This window comes from Paenibacillus rhizoryzae, assembly GCF_059686995.1.
On sequence record NZ_JCAALT010000004.1, the window covers coordinates 154,255 to 172,162 of the forward strand.

Here is a 17,908-nt window from a genome sequence, read left to right on the forward strand (position 1 = left end):
GTTTATACGCCTCCTTCTTCAATGGTACGAATAATTTCAGATGCAAGGTCATGCGCCGTAAATCCTGCCGTCGGCCGAATGAGCTGATAAACGTTAACCTGATCCGCCATATTGGACGAAACCTTAAAATGCCACTGCGCAAGGCCTAGCCGCGGGATCAGCATGTTTCGGTACGTATGCATCAGCACGATACGCAGCCGATCCAGATTGGGCAATTGTCGGATCGAAACTGCTGCCGCTGATTCCGACTTCACCAGTTCGAACACCCCTCCAAGCGGAACGGGTTCATTGCAAAATCTTGAAAGCACTGGTACAGCATATTTTGTCGTTTCCCGATAAACCGATTGGTAGTGCCCGGAAGCCAGCCCCAGCTGATCGATACTTTCCTGCCACAGCTTCTGCTGCGGATAAGCCGGCATAACGGTAAGCCTTCCGCCTTTGCCCGTCGAGGAAACCGGGATGACATCGTCGCTTATTAGCTCATAGCCTTTGCTTACCAGCGTGGCGGCAAGTGTGGATTTACCTGCTCCCGAATCCCCAACAAACGCGTAGGCTTTGCCTCCGATCACAATGGCGCTTCCGTGCAGCGGCATCACATTGCGGATCATTAGCAGTGCGCCCATGCAGGTACCGAGCAAATATACACGCACTTTCTCCTGATCAGCACCTTCTAGCGGAGCGACAGTAATGCGATACCCTTCTTCGATACAATAAATCGCTGTCTCCGGAATGAGGAACAGGAATCGGCCGTCTTTGTACATGAAGTTGCTGCCGCCAAGCTGCAGCTCTTCCCATAATTTATCTGGTTCAGCTGCTTCAATGACCACATCCGGGTGCTCCTCTTCTACCATCGAACCGGATACCGGTAGTTCAGGCAGCGGAATTGAACTCGCTATCTGCAGACCGAAAGCCTTGTATATCGCATGTTCACCGGCAGATATCAGATCAACCACTCCTTTCAGGGCAATAATAATAAATCCCTTATACAATCCGGTGCGCGGATTGTATAAGGGCGCTGTCCCGAACCTAGCTCGGGTTATAGATGTCCATATCGTCCGTTGTCACGAAGTCAATATTCGTCATACCTTTTCCGTACATCGTTTCGCTAACGTCAAGCATTTCAACAGTCGGAACTTGCCATTCTTTTTTGTTCGTCATGGTTTTTCACCCCCTCTCAATGGAGTCAACGAGTTTTATAGTTATTTTAAAAGCGATCTAAAAGTAAGCGCTCCAGGGATCAGGGATGTGCCTGCGGCCAACGTAAACTCTCCGGCACAATCCCTTTCACCCTTACGCAACTTTTAGTTGCTTCTTAAAATCTTTTAAAACCGTTTTAGGAACCGGTAGATGATCAGGCTGCGCATGAGCATTCTCATCTCGGGGTTGAACGCGTGCTCCGGACGCGGGACCTCGCCAAGTCGCGAAACGGCTTCCCGGATTCGGTCGACGTGAAGGTACCCCGAGGCGATCGGGTCTGAGCAGAGCTGCCTCAGTTCATCGGTCAACGGCTTCCAGGACGGCGCAATACGGTGGACCCAATCCGCTCCCTGGATGCCGCGGATACGCTGATTTAGCCGTACTTCGTCGGGCAAATAATGTTTCGTCGCCCTGCGGATAAGCGCGCGATCCAAGCCGCCCTGCACATACTGCTCCACCGGCACCGAGAAGCAGAACCGGACGACTCTGGGATCGCAGGTCGGATCGCGTTCCCATGCGCCGTAACGCAAGGACAATTTCGTAGCCGAGGCGCCATTCTTGTTGCCGACAGCTAGATTCTGCATCTTCTCCTTGCGCAGCTCCAGCGGATCGTTAATGGTAGAGCCATTCACCCCGATCTGGTTGGCCTGCAGCTTGGCGAACACATCGGTTCGTCTGGCAAACTCGGGATGGATCAGCATCGTCGGAATATCCGGAACCTCGCTCCCCTGCTGCGATCGTTTAGCCAGAATCGGGAATGCCTGCTTGCCGATCACGGACAGTAGACGCGATCTGCTAATCCCTTTATTCACGCTGTAGAGCCGAAGCTCCCGCATGAATTGCAGCCATTTCAGCCTTCTAAGCAGCGTAGCGTAATAATAGAGCGCCGGTCCCCACGAAACCGTAAAGTTTCCTCTAGCTCCGGTTAGCAGAACATTTGCACCTTGCGCGCCGGCTCGCTCGTGTATCCCTTTCAACCAATAGGAATTCTCGAAGAATTTGTAAGGCATCTCGAGCATATCCAGCATTTCATCTACCTCGGATAACGGGCTGATGCCTTGGAAATCCATCGCCTGGTGCGAAATGTTGCCGACATGCCGAATCGTGGCATCGATGAACCGGCTTTCATCTGCCGCTGTGCTGCTCGGCGTCCAATCCGTGAAATCGCGGGTTGGAATGTAGCTGTAGGTATGCAATTGCTTCCCTTCCTCACGAAGCGCACGTGCGGCGAAGCTTGCGACGGAACCGGAGTCCAGGCCGCCGCTTAAGGTGGCCGCTACTTGACGATGCGTGCGCAGCCTCGACTTCACTGCTTCATCGAACACCTCGCGGAATGCCTCCTCGTACTCATGATCGGATTGAAGCCGAAGCATCGACTTCGGTTCCAAGGAACCATACCTAGCGAGCGAGACGCGTCCATCCGAAACGGTTATCGTATGGGCCGGCGGCAACTGATGAATATTCCGGTAAGGCGTAGAGGTAACTTCCGTAGATTCGAACATTTCCGGAATCGCCATAAACTCCGCGAGCCATGGTTCATGGAGCGCTTTGACAACTTCCGGTAAAGCGAATAACGGAGCCATTGTCGTACCGAAGGCAAACCGATCGCTTCCGTGAACATAGTAGAGCGTGCGATGCCCGAGCAAATCCCTGGCACCGAACAACTCCCGCTTCTCCATGTCCCAGATGACGAACGCGAAATCGCCGATCAGGTATTCCGGAGCTTTCCGCCCCCATTTCCGATAAGCGAGCAGAATAAGCTCACTGTCCGTGATCTTCCTGCGATGAGCCGGATAAATCTGCAGCAGCTCGAACAATTCCCGGCGGTTATCAAGGATGGCATCCGCCGTGATCCCGAGCTTGCGCTCAGCGTCGTAATAGGGCATCCGCTCGCCTACGGACTCGGGCGTAATCCACTTGGCTCGGCAGCCGAGGAATACCGCGCCGTTCGTCCACGTTTGGGCATCGTCGGCATCGTACCGCTCCAAGGCTTCCATCATCCCATCGCTGTCCCTGCTGCTGACCGGATGCCCCTTGTGCTGATAAATACCGACAATGGCGCTCATTTGTTCAGCCTGCTGTTATTGAAGTAGGTCGAAGCCAGCTGGGACAAGCGATTGCCGAAGGGAATCAGCATTTTCAACCGATTCGCCTTTCTCCTCATGGTATCCAGCTGCAATTTCAACTGTCTTCGCTCTTTAGCGCTATTCTCCAACCGCTTCTCAAGCATACGCACCGTCATCTGCAGCTGAAGCTCCTCGGGATGCAGCCATTTCTCACCGCTAAATTGGTCCGGCAGCAGAAAACTCCCCGTTGAACCTGGTTCCGTGCGCATCTTATAGTCCGCTTCCCACCTGCAGCCCGTCGCATCCACTAGTTGCTTCGTGTACAGGGCAAGCAGCTCCGCATCCGGTTCAAGCTCGAAGCGTACGCCTGTCAGCTTCTCGGCTTCAGCTAGTTCCTCGCTATAGCCGAGATCATGGAAGATTTGAGCGCCTAACACGCGGCCGTACATTTCGATCTCCTGCTTGTCCAGCACCTCTTTCCAGATCGCGACGGAATCCTGATTCGCCTCCGTATGATTCGCGACAAACGGGTCACCGACCCCCATGCTGAAATACAAGTCGGACTTAGCGGTATTTCTAAAGTTCCCGTATGTCTCTAACCCTTCCTCATAAGCAACGCCCAGGAATCGGCAAACCTCAATCATCTGCTCTCTGGGGCTGGTTACCAGTTTCTCGTAGGACAACCGGTGCGTGTAGGGATTATCCTGAGCAAAATAATGAAAATACCGGAACAGTCCGATCGTCAGGTCAGCAATCTTCATATCGAAGCTCGCATTTCGCATATCTTCCCTCAGATTGAAGCTTGTTCCCCGTTTCCCGTTCACCTTCTTATGGGAAGAGAGGACCGCGAACGGATTACGCATGAGCCAGATCCGCCGAGACTGCGGGAACAGCCCATCCAGAAACTCCAGCAGATAATAGTACCGAGGCGACTTGTCGATCACCATCTCCGCACCGGCGCTGCTTTGCATTAAGCCGTTGTATACTTGGAGAGCGAAAGCTCGGCAAGCCTGCTCAAAGCTGTGTTGCGGCAGCACACCGTTATAGAACTGATTCAGGATGCCTGTCCCGCCATAAGCGCGCCGCTGCGGCGATTGCAAATCGTACAAGCTCATCAGAAACCACATTTCCTGGGTAGCGAACAATTTACTGTGATTTTGGAGCATAACCGTGGCCAGAGAGCTTCCGCTCCTCGGCGTACAGAGTAGAAAAACAAGGTTGTTGCCGCTGGAATCGACCAAGGTGTACCTCCTTCAAGGCAAAGATCGCGAAACAGCCGACCTTATCCTTTATTGAAATCATAATAAAATTTCGCACGCTCCCCGAGCATGACCTTATAGATGTCATAGTTCGTATCCATGATGGCTTTCAAATAATCCTTGTAAGGGCGATCCGCCACATTGATCAGACCGGAGTTGTAATGCTCTCCTCCTTCGCCCTGCCAGTACCTGCCCAGCCCCGCTTGATCCACATAATTAAACACGTGTGCACCGACTACATAAGGCAGAGTGACCGCACCTTCCACATAATTGCGATAGCGCATGCCCCGCTGGAATTGATTCAGTGCCGAATTTGGAAGAAGCGGCGCAAGCCCTTGCTCACTCGTTCCGTAACCGAATTCACTGAACAGAATCGGTTTACCGCCTGAGAGGTCGTAGACTTTTTTCAGAAGATCAGGCTCGAGCTTGTAGGTGTAATAGTTGATGCTGATGACATCCACGTATTTGCCTTCCGCTTTAGCGAGCGCGCTGCTGATTTTCTCATTATGGAACGTTGTTGTAATCCATCGGTCCCCAAGGAGGAGATGGTTCGGATCGTATTTGCGGTACGTCCGGGAAACCGTTCCGAAGAACGTGTCCAGATAGTAGTCGAAGAAATCTTCCATATCGCGCCAGGATGCAGAGGTTGAAACAGGCAGCTCCGCTTCCTTCATCTCCTCAAACGATTTGAATGTCGTCTTCCAATTCGAGTTGAATGCGCCGATCGATTGATACTTGTCCTTCAGCCTCTGAACCAGCTTCCCTTTCATTGCAGCCGAGCTCGCTTTGAGCTTCGGTACATTCGTATAAAATTTGTGGAAATCGTATTCGTTGTCGATGAAATAACCGATCAGATTCTTGTCGTTTTTATTTGGCGAGAGCGCGTTCTTGAATGCCTTATCGATCTGCTCTGCGGCGTTCGGAGCAAAGATGTCAAATAGCGATAATCCGTTTATCTTGGCCCATGCCATCCCGCTCAGCGGCAGCATCCTTACGTAAGGCAGCTTGCCCTCCTCGCCGTACTTCTCGGTCGAATAGTTGCCTACGCCGTTAAATCCCCATTTAGGCAGCCGGGATATCGCTTCCGAATAGATCGCATGCTCGGTCGGGAAAACGCCTTTCTTCCGGAACACATTCGCCATAAAGAACGAATAATTGTCCTTGCCGATATACGCGTTTTTGTAGATCCCTTGATTCGGGAATAGCGATTCGAATTTCTGCTCCCTACCCGCAATGCTCGTGTAGGTTTCATGAGACGTCACGCCATTTACGGCTAAGCTGAAATAGAGATTGCCGTCAGGCGTCGTCATCACTTTGCGTTCACCCATCCGCTGGATCGCGAAGTAACCTTTGGCAGCCAAATTGTATTTCTTCGCGCTGCCGGCCAGCCCGCCGTATGGGTCGCGTCCTCCCGGCGGCTTCAGGCTGCCGTAATAGGCTGCATCTGCCGCCGCGTCTGCCTCCAAATCCTTCTCACTGGTCACCTTCCCTGTGAAATTCGCGGCATTCATTTGACCGAACCGATCGACAAGGATTTCATTGCTCGCATTGACCGTATATTTGCGGATTGGACTTGGTACCCAGCCGTCTTTCACCGCATACGTTTCCAGCACGTTATATCCTTGGAGCTGGAGCGGTTTCGAATAAGGTACGAAATCCGGCCCTTTGTTCAACCGGTAATAAATGCGCGACCCTTTCGTAGTCGAGGTCAATTCGGTCTTGACCGAAGTACCGCTTCGGGACGTGGCCAGCTTCACGGAAGCCGTGTTTTGATTAAGGACAACCTTCGAAACTTGAGGCGACCAGGCTTTCGTGCCGAGCAATACGATTTTCAAATACCTCGTATGTTCCGGCAGTGCCGACGCTTCATACGCGTATTGCTGCCAATTTCCGGTCGGATAACCGACAAGATTCACCGTCGCGGGAATTTGCTTGTATTGTTTGCCGTCCGAGGAAACCAACAACTGATGCTCCTCTATCGGAATCCCGGTAAAAAAGCTGCTGTACACCGTAAACGAATTCATGTCGTAATCGGTATGGTACACCATGCTGCCCGGCGCACTTGTCGTTCGCACGAGCCGGCCCTTGTCGTTATCGAAGTAGCCGGGTTGGTTCGTAGCCACATACAGATTGGTACGATTGGCAAGCAGCTTGAAATTATCAAGCGGATCGATCAACCCGACTGGCGGCGCCGTCTTAGGAGCCGGTACGTACCGATAAGTCGATACGCCGGTCGCTGCCGAATGGCCTGTACTCGAATGGCTCACAGCCGTGATTTGAAGCAGCAAGTTGTTTACGACGGCAATCGGCGAGCTGTAATGCAAGCGGGTAACCGAGGTTCTGGGATCGCTGCCATCCGTTGTGTAATAGATGGTTTCACCCTTCTCGCCTTGATTCAGCATGACCATGCGGCCGTAAGGTACCGTCCCCGAAGGCACGCTGGTGTCAGCGCTGGAAGGTCCGTTCAATACGACCTTCCCAATGGCTGGCGATCTGCCGACGCTGCTGCCTTGATAGACGATTTTCAGAAACTTCGTGCCTGCCGGGAACTTCCTCGATTCATACTCGATGTTCACCGCTGCGCTGTCTTCTTCATGGATGTCCGGGATGACCTGGCTATAAGTCACGCCATCCTTGGAAATGTAGAATGCCGGATGGTCATAGGTCTTGCCTGCGTTCGGCTGATAATAGGCGTAAACCGCGAAGGAACGCAGATAACCTTCCGCTTTGTACACCATGTTCTCGCCTGAAACGCCGCTGCGTTTCACACGGGTCGGATCCGCGGCATCACCCGGAACCTTCGTCAGAAAGAGCGTATCCGTATGCTTGTACACCTGCTCCCAATCTCGAAGATGATCGACTTCGATCTCATAGAATGATAGTGGAGCGGCGTCCCCGGTAGCGGATAACGGATACAAGCAAGCGATCAGTCCGTACAATAACAGCATTGAAGCATTTTTTTTCACAATAAAGGCCCTCATCATCCTTTAGTAATGTAAAGCCAACACTTCCTCCTTGACGCCTTGATTCAAGCTGGGACGGCCGATGGAATAGTAAATAAATGCTGTACCTGCCAAATCCTCTTCTTTGAAAACATTGCGGCCGTCAATCAGAATAGGCTTCCGCAATACTGTTTGCAGCTGATTCAGATCCACATGGATGAATTCATCCCATTCCGTCAACAGACAGAGCGCATCTGCATCCGCTGCCGCCTCTAGTGCCCCTTCGCACCAGACCACGCCGTTCTCGCCGTACATCCGGCGGAAGTTCGGAATGGCAATCGGATCATACACCTTCACCACAGCACCGCAATTCACCAAATGGTTAACAATTTCGAGCGCGGGTGATTCCCTCACATCGTCCGTATTCGGTTTAAAGGAAAGTCCCCATATGGCAATCGTCTTGCCCTGCAGGTTGCCGTCAAATATCGTTTCCAGCTTCTTGATCATTTTGAACCGCTGGTCCTGATTCACCTCAACTACCGCACGAAGCAATTTGAACTCGTAGTCGACATGGCCGGCAATTTGGATGAGAGCCCGCGTATCCTTCGGGAAACAGGAGCCCCCGTAGCCAATCCCTGCTTTCAGAAACGAATGGCCGATCCGGTTGTCGTACCCCATTCCTTTGGCCACCTGGGTGACGTCGGCGCCTACCTTCTCGCAGATGTTCGCAATTTCATTGATAAACGATATTTTCGTAGCCAGAAAGGCATTGGACGCATACTTCAGCATCTCGCTGCTGCGGATGTCCGTTACCACGATTTGATCCGTCAATGAAGCATGCAGCTTCGTCATCGTGTCTGCGGCATGCTGACAATCGGCCCCAATGACGATCCGGTCCGGATGAAGCGTATCCTGCACGGCCGAGCCTTCTCTCAGAAACTCCGGCAGCGAGATGCTGTCGAACTGTTCATGGGTCAGCTTGCGGATCCGGTCACGAACGCGTTCGTTCGTTCCGACGGGAACCGTGCTCTTCACGGCGATGATCTTATACCCGTTCATAGCTTCCGCAATTTCATCAGCCGCTTGATCAATATAAGATAAATCCGCCTCGCCATTAGGCAGGGAAGGTGTCCCGACCGCGATGATCACGATATCCGACAGTTGAACCGCACGATGAAGATCGGACGTGTAGCTCAGCTTTCCGGCGGCCATATTCTTTAGTGAGAGCTCCTGCAGATCCGGTTCGTAAATAGGAATGGCTCCGTTTCGCAAAATCTCCAGCTTGGATTGATCCTTGTCGACGCAGATCACTTGATTCCCAAGCTCCGCATAACAAACGCCTGACACAAGCCCGACATAACCAGCACCGATAACCGTGATGTTCATATTCAACAACTCCTTAGAATTTTCGGAGAAAACGCAGCAGCACACGCTTCGTTACTTCATACAGAGCTGCATAATTTCGTTCCAATCATGTTCAAGCCTTACGATATCTTCTTCAATGAGCTGCGTGCCGGTTTGGATTTCGATGATTTCGATATCCGCTTGCGCACGCAGGCTATGTCGATTTTCCTTCGGTATCATGAGAACGTCGCCCGTAGTAATGGAAAACCGCTTCCCGTTAAGCACCATCTCTCCATGTCCGGCAACCACCGTCCATACCTCGTCCCGAAGACTGTGGTACTGGTAGCTCAGATTGCTGCCCTCATTAATAAAGATCCGCTTGGTCAGCACTTCCCGGCCATCCGGATAGGTCGCGTAATCCAGCACCCGGTACCGGCCCCAGCGTCGCTCTTCGTACATCGGGCGCTGCTCCGAATGCTTCATGACATCCTTAATCCGCGGACTTGAAGCTTTGTCTGCAACAAGGATGCCGTCCGGGCTTGCCGCAACAATGACATCGGACAAACCAAGCAGCGTAATCGGAACTTCCAACTCATTAATGACATGGGTATTTATGGAATCTTCCGTAATAATGCCTTTTCCGATTAGAGAGGTTTCAATTTCCTCCGTCAGCGTGTTCCATGTGCCAAGATCCTTCCAGGACCCGTCATATTGAATCGCCGCAATCCGGTTCGCTTTCTCCACTACTTTATAGTCGAAGCTGATCTTCGGCAGCTTGCCGTACTGTTTCAACATTTCATCGTACTGGATCGGCAGCCCGTTCACGATCAGGATGTTAATGATCAGATCCAGCTTGAATGCGAAAACGCCGCAATTCCACAAGGCATCCTGACTGATCATCTCGACGGCTTCTTTTTCGCGAGGTTTCTCGCGGAAGCTCTGAACATCCATGAACGAGCGGTTAGGATCGCCATCCTGTTTCGGAAGGATATACCCGTATTTCTCGGATGGGTAAGTCGGCTTAACCCCCATCAGCGCTAAGTCGGCATCGGAGCTGGCAAGCACATGCTCCAGCTCTTTCAGCTTCTGGAAGAAGCCGATTTCCACGAAAGGGTCGACGGGCATGACGACAATGGCTTCGTCCAGACTCACGCCTTCGACAGAGTATAGATAAGTGGCTGCAAGCGCGATGGCTGGGAATGTATCCCTGCGCTCCGGCTCGACGATCAGGTTGATTTCACTCCCAAGCTGACTTTGAATCATTTCAACTTGAGGTTTGCTCGTCGTGACGTAGGCGTGATTCCTCAAATCGGCTTCACCGATTTGCCCCCAGACTCGTTGTATCATGGACTCCAGGTGGTCATCGTCTTTTTTCAAGATTTTCAAAAACTGTTTCGACCGGGCGTCATTCGACAGCGGCCACAGCCGTTTCCCCGATCCTCCCGAAAGCAATACGACTTTCATGATATCCCTCCTGTAATAGGGAGTTTGACGGAGTCAAACTCTCTCTGCTGACGGTAATAGGGAGTTTGACGGAGTCAAACTCTCTCTGCTTGGAATCAAACTCGTTCAGATTGGGCTCAAACTCTCTCTGCTGAAGTCTGCTGCGACAATAGTTTCGCTGACGTTATACCATTCGTCCACGTGCGATAATAGCTGGCGTTCTTGCCGTAAGAGTTGTCCAGCAGCGTATTCGGTTTATCCATGAGACAAGACAGAATATGTCCATGAAGCCTTGAGGTCTGTACATTCTTGTATTTGCTGAATCGGTTGACGGCTTTGTTTACCAGGTAGTCGGTATATTTGCCCCAGATCATGCTCACGGGCAGCTTGCCGCTGCTTGCTGCCGACATTTTGAAAATGGCGCGAATCGATTTATGCTCAAATCCGCTGAACAGCGTAGCCCAGTCCAGGTAGTCCCCTTGGCCGGAAGCTTCAAGCCGCTCCTGCTCTGCCGTCTTCTCGATGTCAGTCCGGAGGAAACAAAGCAGTTCCTTGTCCGGGCTCGTATGGCTCCGAATCGGCCATAGTTGGTGCGCCATATCCGGAGATAGATAGACATGGCAGGTCGTGAATTTCACGGTAGCCATCTCCTGCGAGTAGATGTCGCGAACGTAGAGATGCAAATCCTTATGTGTGTTAAAGATCCTTGCCGTCTTATCGAATTCAGCCTCATTCTTATAGAAAATCGTCTGCGGCAGCATGACCACCCGGTGACCGGGATAGTCGGACACGATTTTCTCGCGCAGCTTCTGATGAGCGGGATACAGGTCGCCGAAGTTCCCGCCTCCGTGCAGCACGATAATATGATCCTTCGGGATCTTCACGCCGCTCGGAAAATCAAGCACGCTATAACGCGCCGCAACGCGAATATGATTATCTTTGAAGAAAGCTTCGGTACCTTTCATAATCAACAGGTCTCCGCCATTTCCATGAACCGGATAATCGATGTAGTAAATCTTGGAATGCGGCGGAATCACCTGCAAAATCTGCCGAAGCTTGTCCTTGAGCTCGTCCATCGGATGAGCAAACTGTACGCTTTCCATTCATCCGTCTCCTTTGTGTCTCTTCTCTCTCTCTCTCTCGAACTTGTTCAAAAAGCCAGTGCTGCAGGGATCAGGGATGTGCCTCCGGCACAATTTCTGATCCCTTCCGCGCTTTTTGAACAAGCTCTCTTTCGTTCCGTCACTTGGTCCACTTGACGTTCTTCTTAATGGGCTTCGCGGGGACGCCTGCGACAAGCGTATGGGCTGGCACGTCTCTCGACACGACCGCCCCTGCAGCCACAACGGCGCCTTCCCCGATCGTGACGCCTTTCAAAATAACCGCCTTATTGCCGATCCAGACATGATTGCCGATGATCGTCGGCTTGGTCGCCACGCTTCCCTCGATACAGTGGTAATCCGTATCCATAATGGTGACATCCCACGAGATGGCGCAGTGACTGCCGATTTTCACCTGCTTCTTGCATCTGATTTCGGATCTTCGATTAATGAAGGTATGGTCGCCGATCTCGATGACAGCCTCGTTGGAATCCAAGTAAAACCCGGCATGTTTGTGCAGGATGACGTAATCGCCGATGAAGAGTTTGGCTCGTTTGGCCTTCGACACCGTCATGCTTCCGCCTACCCGCAGCAGCTTCCCGCATTGATCGACATGCCTCCGAAACAGCGCGCCGAGCACTACGCGATAACCGAATTTGAAGTAATCCTTGATGCTTCTCTTGCTTTTGTTCATTGCGGTGTTGCCGCCTTCCTAGGTATGCATTCTTCGCGAGAGGTGCTCGAATAGAAAGCGTATATCGTTTTTGTCATACAGAATGTCGAGAATGCGTACCTTGAACACGATTCTCATGGCAGCGATCGTAATCAGAATGCGGATGACCGCGCCGAGCAGCAAAGCAATCGCGATCCCGTTCAAGCCATACAGCGGTGTAAGGATGAAAAACAGCCCAATCGTGATGGCCAGCGCGATCGCTTGCCGCATTGCGACCAATCCGGGACGCCCCATCGCATTGAAGGATGAGGCGAGAATCCATGAACCGCCACCGATGATGCATTCGAGCGACAGCAGATAGAAAGCGGTACCGGCTTCCAGAAATTGCTCCCCATACAGGAGGCCCAGCAAATAATGACCGATGAGCATCCCCGGAATAACCGCGATGGTCATGAGCAGGAAGGACAGCCGGAAGGCTCTGCTGACGGCTGTTATGATTCGGTCTTGGCTAAGCCCTGTCACCTTCGGAAAAATGACGTTCGATATCGCCGTCTGCACGACATTAAACACGCGGGATAACGTATAGACAACCGTATAAAGTCCGAAATCCCTCGGTGTTAATAAAGACAAAATAATCAGCTTGTCGCATTGCGAGTACAGCGTACCGAGCAGCTCTACTCCGAACACCCTTCCACCGTAGCCAAACAGCGTCCCCAGTACGAGCCGATCCGAGAATCTGCGCAGCCAGTTGAACGACAATTCATGCCGCAGCCGGTGCAGCGCCCAGAAGATAACCATTAGACTGGTCCCGAAGAAAACGAAGGCCGCGCCATTCAGCGATAATTTGCCGATCGCCCACAGGACCAGCAGACCAAGCAGGTTACTAAGCGGAACGTATAAACGCAGTCCGTTATACAGCACGAATTTATCCATGCTTTGCGTGAGCGCCGTAAGCAGATTTACCGCTAACAGAATCGGCAGCGTCAAGACGGTGTACCACTGGGCTGTCCGGATGACATCATCCGGATAGTTCCCCAGCCAGACGGGCAGATAGATCCAAGCAACCGTACCGACAAGTAAACTGACAGGCAGCTGAAACATGAATCCTGCCCGGATGTACTCCGCCGCTTTACCCGCATTGATCTTCATATTGTAGATCAGGGAGGTCGGCAGCCCGAATGAGACAAGCCCTGCCAGCAAGGTCGGCCAGAATAGAATGGCCGAGAACATCCCTTTCCCTTCGACGCCGAACAATCGTGCGGTCACGATAGAGGTTACGGTGCTTAACACCATAATGAGCAGATTGGCGGCGCTGGTATGCAGGATGGTTTGGAATACGCTCCGACCTGCTCCAACTCTTTTGACAGCCATTTGATTCATGATTCAAAACATCCTCAAAGGTTAGATTCGCTTCGGTTGGTAGCTTCGCAGCACGCCGCTGATCAACCCGTTGTTATAAATAATCTTGCTGATATTGCGAAATATTCGCCGTTTATCGAAGAAGAACAAGATCGTCAGCACGGTAAAAATCGGCAGTTTAACGAGCGATTTCATGATAATCCCCGTTTTTTGCTTCGAGGACACCGCGCTGCTGACGCCTTGCCAATAAATGCGTCTTAGCAGCCATTTCCGGCTGATCCGGCTTCGCGGAATCTTGTGCAGCACGGAGGCATGGGGCGTGTAGTAGACCGCATAACGAGTACGGATACGCGCAATCAGTTCAGCCTCCTCACTGGAAAGCAAATTGCTTCCCACTCTGCCAAGATCCTCGCGGAAGGCATCTAAGTGATCGAACACCGACATGCGGAAAGCCACATTGGCTCCAAACGGGATCGCCGGCTCCTGCATCTCCACAATGTCATCCGAATAATCCAAGATGCTGTAGAGGGAGTGGTTGTCCCGGGAGAGCCACCTTGGCGGGCTGCCTTCCCATGCGGGCTCGATTTTGCCGCCGACGCAGCCGATTCGCGGATTCCCCTCGAACAAGTCAACAATGCCGGAGATCCAATCCTTCGACGCCTTCGCGTCGTCATCCAGGAATAGGATGAACTCGCCTCTAGCTTCGCGAATCGCACGATTCCGGGCGACCGATAAACCAAGCCGTTCCTCATACACGTAGCGAACCTGGATGTCGACCATATTCCGGAAGTCCAGTACGGTTTGTTTGGTGTTATCCGTGGAGCGATTGTCGATCACAATGACCTCGAAAGGTTGTTTGTAGCTTTGCTGCAGCAGGCTCAGCAGTGCATCCTTCACATCCGCAGCCCGATTATGTGTACAAATCGCTATCGTTGCTTTCATGCTTTCACCTCGTGCAGCTTTGTACCGCTATAAATAGGGATCATTTTACCGGCGATGCGGCTCCAATCCAGCTCTCGCAGCTTGGCCTCGATCTGCTTCTCCGTTTGCTTCATATCCATGTCCATGGACTTTCGAAGCGCATTCCGTAAACCGTCCGGATCATCCGGATTGTACAAAATGCCGCAATCGCCGGATATATACTCACCGAGCGCGCCTAAGTTTGGCGCAATCACCGGCTTATGATGGGATAATGCAAGAATCGCGCTCCCGGATGTCGTGATTTGGTTGTACGGCAGCACAACCCGATCGGCCGCCTGCAGGTAGTCAGCCAGTTCGTCATCCCCCACAAAATGCGGGTAGACGCTGATTGCCCCATCCCCGTTAAAGCGGTCGATAAAGTCCAGGCTGTATCCCGAATCGACCCGGCCGGCGATCAGTAAACTGCAGTTCGCAAGCTTGAGCGACGAGAACGCCTCGACGAGCCGATCAACGCCTTTGTACGGATTGATCCGGCCGACAAACAAGAATAGAAACCGATCCGGCCTGATGCCGAATTTCTGACGGATATCTGTTCCTGTTCCCGGATAGGCACCGACATAATGGCCATGCGGCGTAACCACTAACTTCCCGGGCGATATACCGAACACGCCGGCAACTTCCTGCTTAACCGATTCGCTCAGGACAAATCCCCGATGGCACACGGTTAAAATATACTTGCGCATGATATAGTCCCAGCGTGTTCTGCCTCTATGCGGCCAGATGTTGTGGACGGTCCAGAACAAGCGAACGCCTCTGACTCTGTAATAGAGCAGCAAGAGCGCGAAGAACAGCGACTTTACGACAGTCAAAGCAATTCCGGATGCATGTTGGTAGGAGTTACTCGGCCAATGCATATGGACGATGTCCCCTCTGCCCGGCCGCAAAACCGTTTCTTTGTCGTAATGCTCGACATGCAGCCCTGCCTGTTCGATCGATTGAGTCAGCAGCTCACTGTATTTGTTATCCGGACTCGCTTTCGGCCACATGTAAACGGTCGACTTGCTCATGGCTTTCATCTCCCGTTCACCCCTGCCAGCGCATATTCATACCGGCCATATTGAATTTGTTCATAGAGGTAGAGGTGCTTGTCGAGCAGCGATTGTGTCGTAAAGTTCCGGCAATGCTTCAGACATTGCTCCCCGACCCGTCTTCTCTCGGCGCCCCCTAAGGAATGGAACGCGATAATTTTGGCTTGGATGGCTTCCGAACTCCCCGGAGCGAAGAGATAATCTTCCGGATTCCAGACCGCATCCGGAATGCCGCCGACAGCTGAAGCATAGACCGGCGTCCCAACCTGATAGGACTCGATGATTACCCTTCCGAATGGCTCCTCCCAGATGGAAGGCACGAATGTAACATCCACGCTTGCCATATTACGACGGGCTTCTTCCGGTGTAACTTTGCCGGTAAACACGAAGCGGTCATCGGAAGCGCATAACTCCTCAAGCTGTTTCTTTAGGCCTCCATCGCCGCAGATCATCACTTGCTCGACCATCTTGCGCGGCAGGAAACGGACGGCGTCAACAAGCTCGCGGACGCCTTTCTCGGTTTCGATTCTTCCGAAGTAACCGATGCGCAGCGGCTCCCGGTGGAAGTCTTTCGCTCCGCCTTCGATAGCGCCGTCCACGGCATTCGGAATGACCAGCTTCGCTGCGTTAGGAAACAATCCGGCATCGGTATGACGCTTCAGAATATGCGATGAGATCCCGACAACGGCGGATACCCGTTTACTGTAGCCCAGTGAAGTCGAGTGATACACACGCGCTAATGTCTGATTCTTGATCGGCGAGCCGACCGGCGAGAGAAGCGAGTAATCCCGGAGCGTATGCGCCACCGGCAACCCTTCCTCGGCACAAGCTGACCAGACCGCCGAGCCAAACCCGGATAAATTCTGAGTATGCACCAGATCCGGTTTGATCGATGACAATAGGCTCCGGAACGTCTTGATTTGCACCGGATTGTAGAGATCAATCATCCTGCGGGCTGCTTTCATCAGTGTTCCGCGTCCCTGAGGCTCGCCAATCCAATACAGATTGTTGTAAGGCAGACGATGCACGGTGACACCGTTGATAACCTCTCTCTGGATACCGGCGCTTCGTTTCTGCCCGCCAACGGTCAGGACATGAACCTCTGCTGCGGAAGCCAACGATTCCGCTAAGATTTGAGTCGATATTTCCGCGCCGCCAATGATGTACGGCGTATACAGGCTATTTACAATTAAAATTCTCATGCAATTCGTTTCATTCCCTTCATGCGCTGCATCACGCTTCCTACTGCCACGGCAGCCGGCCGTTCATTGAAAAAACCGCCTCGGATGAATCCGATTAACAGCCAAAAGTTCACAAAGGAATAGGAATCGAAGTTCATGACGAGCGAAACGCATAGCGCAAAAGCGAATTTAGCGTAAGGATTCGCCCCCGCGCTCCTTAAGGCGGAGATCATAAAGCCGAAGAACAGCGCGGCGCCGATCAGGCCTTCCTCTGCGAACACTTTGGACAGCAGATTCCGTGACGTTGCCATCTCAGGAGTGTCGAAGACAAGATCATGAACCTCGTCGAATACCAATCCATCATTGAAATGCTTCAGCAGCAGTTCCGCGAAATCCCTGTAGTAAAACCCTCCCCCAACGCCGAAGAGCGGGTGGTGGGCGAACTCCAAGAATCCGATAGCCGGAAAAACAACCCGGATGAAGAAGGAATTATCGGTCTTGATCAGGGATTGAAAATCAAACTGGAACCGATCCGTAAAGTAACCGCTGACGTGGAAAGCCTCCAATAAGAACGGGACCCCAAACCCAACGACAAGCACACATGCCGCAAGCACAAGCAGCATTTTCCCTCGGTTCTTGCTCGTGATCAGCACATAGATGAGCAGAGCGGTCAGCAGTACGCTGTAGGCATAAGCCGAGAAGGACAGCACCAGCAGCACCGCCGTGCCGATCAGCAGCACCAGATGCTTGCGGAAGCCTTGTTTAAAGAAGTAGAACATGAGAATGCCGCCGCTCAGCATATGAATCGCTCCCCACGAAGGCTCACCGGACAGCATCTGAATCCGTCCGCGATACACCTTCTCCGAGAACAACCCGGTTAAAGATAAGGAGAACCCGCTGTGAACAACAAGCGCATCCACAAGCTGCAAGAATCCGAAAGCGAGCGGCGGGATAAATCCGATTAGCAGACTCTTCGCGATCCACCCCTTCAGGGCAGGATCCGTTTTCGTTTGTTCGGCGATATAAACGGACACCCGGTACATCGATAAGCCAAACAGCAGCGTAATCACATGCTTAAAGCTGCTGCCTGCATCCTCATAGCCAATCGCCGCCACTAAAGAATGCGAGATGCTGTAGATGACGAACGCAAGGAAGAAGAGATCGCCGGGCTTGAACCGGAAATCGCAGAACAATAGCAGAAACGAGGCTGCGAACATCGGGAACATGGCCACCGGACGATAGACCGAGAAGTGAAAATACGGCAAGCTATCGTAGGTTAGAACGGCCAAGGAGAAGAGAAACAGCATAATAATAAGATTTCGAAGAACCATGTAT

14 protein-coding genes are annotated in these 17,908 nt (G+C 52.3%); all 14 read right to left on the reverse strand.

Annotation, left to right across the window (positions count from 1 at the left end; genetic code table 11):
• Positions 1 to 2: 2 nt before the first annotated feature.
• Positions 3 to 827: an aldolase gene (locus tag AC6ESO_RS13285; protein WP_497091752.1), complete on the reverse strand. Its 825-nt coding sequence runs from the start codon at positions 825 to 827 to the stop codon at positions 3 to 5.
• 199 nt (positions 828 to 1,026) lie between these two features.
• Positions 1,027 to 1,158 (reverse strand): paeninodin family lasso peptide, encoded by a 132-nt coding sequence (locus AC6ESO_RS13290; protein WP_143111553.1) that lies wholly within the window; start codon positions 1,156 to 1,158, stop codon positions 1,027 to 1,029.
• A gap of 164 nt (positions 1,159 to 1,322) precedes the next feature.
• Complete coding sequence (locus AC6ESO_RS13295) at positions 1,323 to 3,263, reverse strand: asparagine synthase-related protein (RefSeq protein ID WP_497091753.1); 1,941 nt, start codon at positions 3,261 to 3,263, stop codon at positions 1,323 to 1,325.
• Positions 3,260 to 4,504, reverse strand: a complete 1,245-nt coding sequence (locus AC6ESO_RS13300) for a sulfotransferase family protein (protein WP_497091754.1) — start codon at positions 4,502 to 4,504, stop codon at positions 3,260 to 3,262. The genes AC6ESO_RS13295 and AC6ESO_RS13300 overlap by 4 nt, the downstream gene beginning before the upstream one ends.
• A 41-nt stretch (positions 4,505 to 4,545) precedes the next feature.
• Positions 4,546 to 7,488, reverse strand: a complete 2,943-nt coding sequence (locus AC6ESO_RS13305; protein WP_497091755.1) for a chitobiase/beta-hexosaminidase C-terminal domain-containing protein — start codon at positions 7,486 to 7,488, stop codon at positions 4,546 to 4,548.
• A 21-nt stretch (positions 7,489 to 7,509) separates the two neighbouring features.
• The gene (locus tag AC6ESO_RS13310; protein WP_497091756.1) at positions 7,510 to 8,850 is read right to left on the reverse strand and encodes a UDP-glucose dehydrogenase family protein; all 1,341 of its coding nucleotides are present in this window, start codon (positions 8,848 to 8,850) and stop codon (positions 7,510 to 7,512) included.
• 51 nt (positions 8,851 to 8,901) lie between these two features.
• Complete coding sequence (locus tag AC6ESO_RS13315) at positions 8,902 to 10,272, reverse strand: sugar phosphate nucleotidyltransferase (RefSeq protein ID WP_497091757.1); 1,371 nt, start codon at positions 10,270 to 10,272, stop codon at positions 8,902 to 8,904.
• A gap of 116 nt (positions 10,273 to 10,388) precedes the next feature.
• On the reverse strand, positions 10,389 to 11,354 hold the full coding sequence (locus tag AC6ESO_RS13320; RefSeq protein ID WP_497091758.1) for a polysaccharide pyruvyl transferase family protein: 966 nt from the start codon (positions 11,352 to 11,354) through the stop codon (positions 10,389 to 10,391).
• Positions 11,355 to 11,493: 139 nt separating this feature from the next.
• A complete protein-coding gene (locus tag AC6ESO_RS13325; protein ID WP_497091759.1) occupies positions 11,494 to 12,045 on the reverse strand; it encodes an acyltransferase in 552 nt (183 codons plus the stop codon).
• An 18-nt stretch (positions 12,046 to 12,063) separates the two neighbouring features.
• Positions 12,064 to 13,404 (reverse strand): oligosaccharide flippase family protein, encoded by a 1,341-nt coding sequence (locus tag AC6ESO_RS13330; RefSeq protein ID WP_494820520.1) that lies wholly within the window; start codon positions 13,402 to 13,404, stop codon positions 12,064 to 12,066.
• 21 nt (positions 13,405 to 13,425) lie between these two features.
• A complete protein-coding gene (locus AC6ESO_RS13335) occupies positions 13,426 to 14,325 on the reverse strand; it encodes a glycosyltransferase (RefSeq protein WP_497091760.1) in 900 nt (299 codons plus the stop codon).
• A complete protein-coding gene (locus tag AC6ESO_RS13340) occupies positions 14,322 to 15,371 on the reverse strand; it encodes a glycosyltransferase (RefSeq protein ID WP_497091761.1) in 1,050 nt (349 codons plus the stop codon). Before AC6ESO_RS13340 ends, AC6ESO_RS13335 begins: the two co-directional genes overlap by 4 nt.
• Before the next feature lie 5 nt (positions 15,372 to 15,376).
• Complete coding sequence (locus tag AC6ESO_RS13345) at positions 15,377 to 16,594, reverse strand: glycosyltransferase family 4 protein (RefSeq protein WP_497091762.1); 1,218 nt, start codon at positions 16,592 to 16,594, stop codon at positions 15,377 to 15,379.
• Positions 16,591 to 17,904, reverse strand: a complete 1,314-nt coding sequence (locus AC6ESO_RS13350) for an O-antigen ligase family protein (protein ID WP_497091763.1) — start codon at positions 17,902 to 17,904, stop codon at positions 16,591 to 16,593. The genes AC6ESO_RS13345 and AC6ESO_RS13350 overlap by 4 nt, the downstream gene beginning before the upstream one ends.
• Between the last annotated feature and the right edge of the window lie 4 nt (positions 17,905 to 17,908).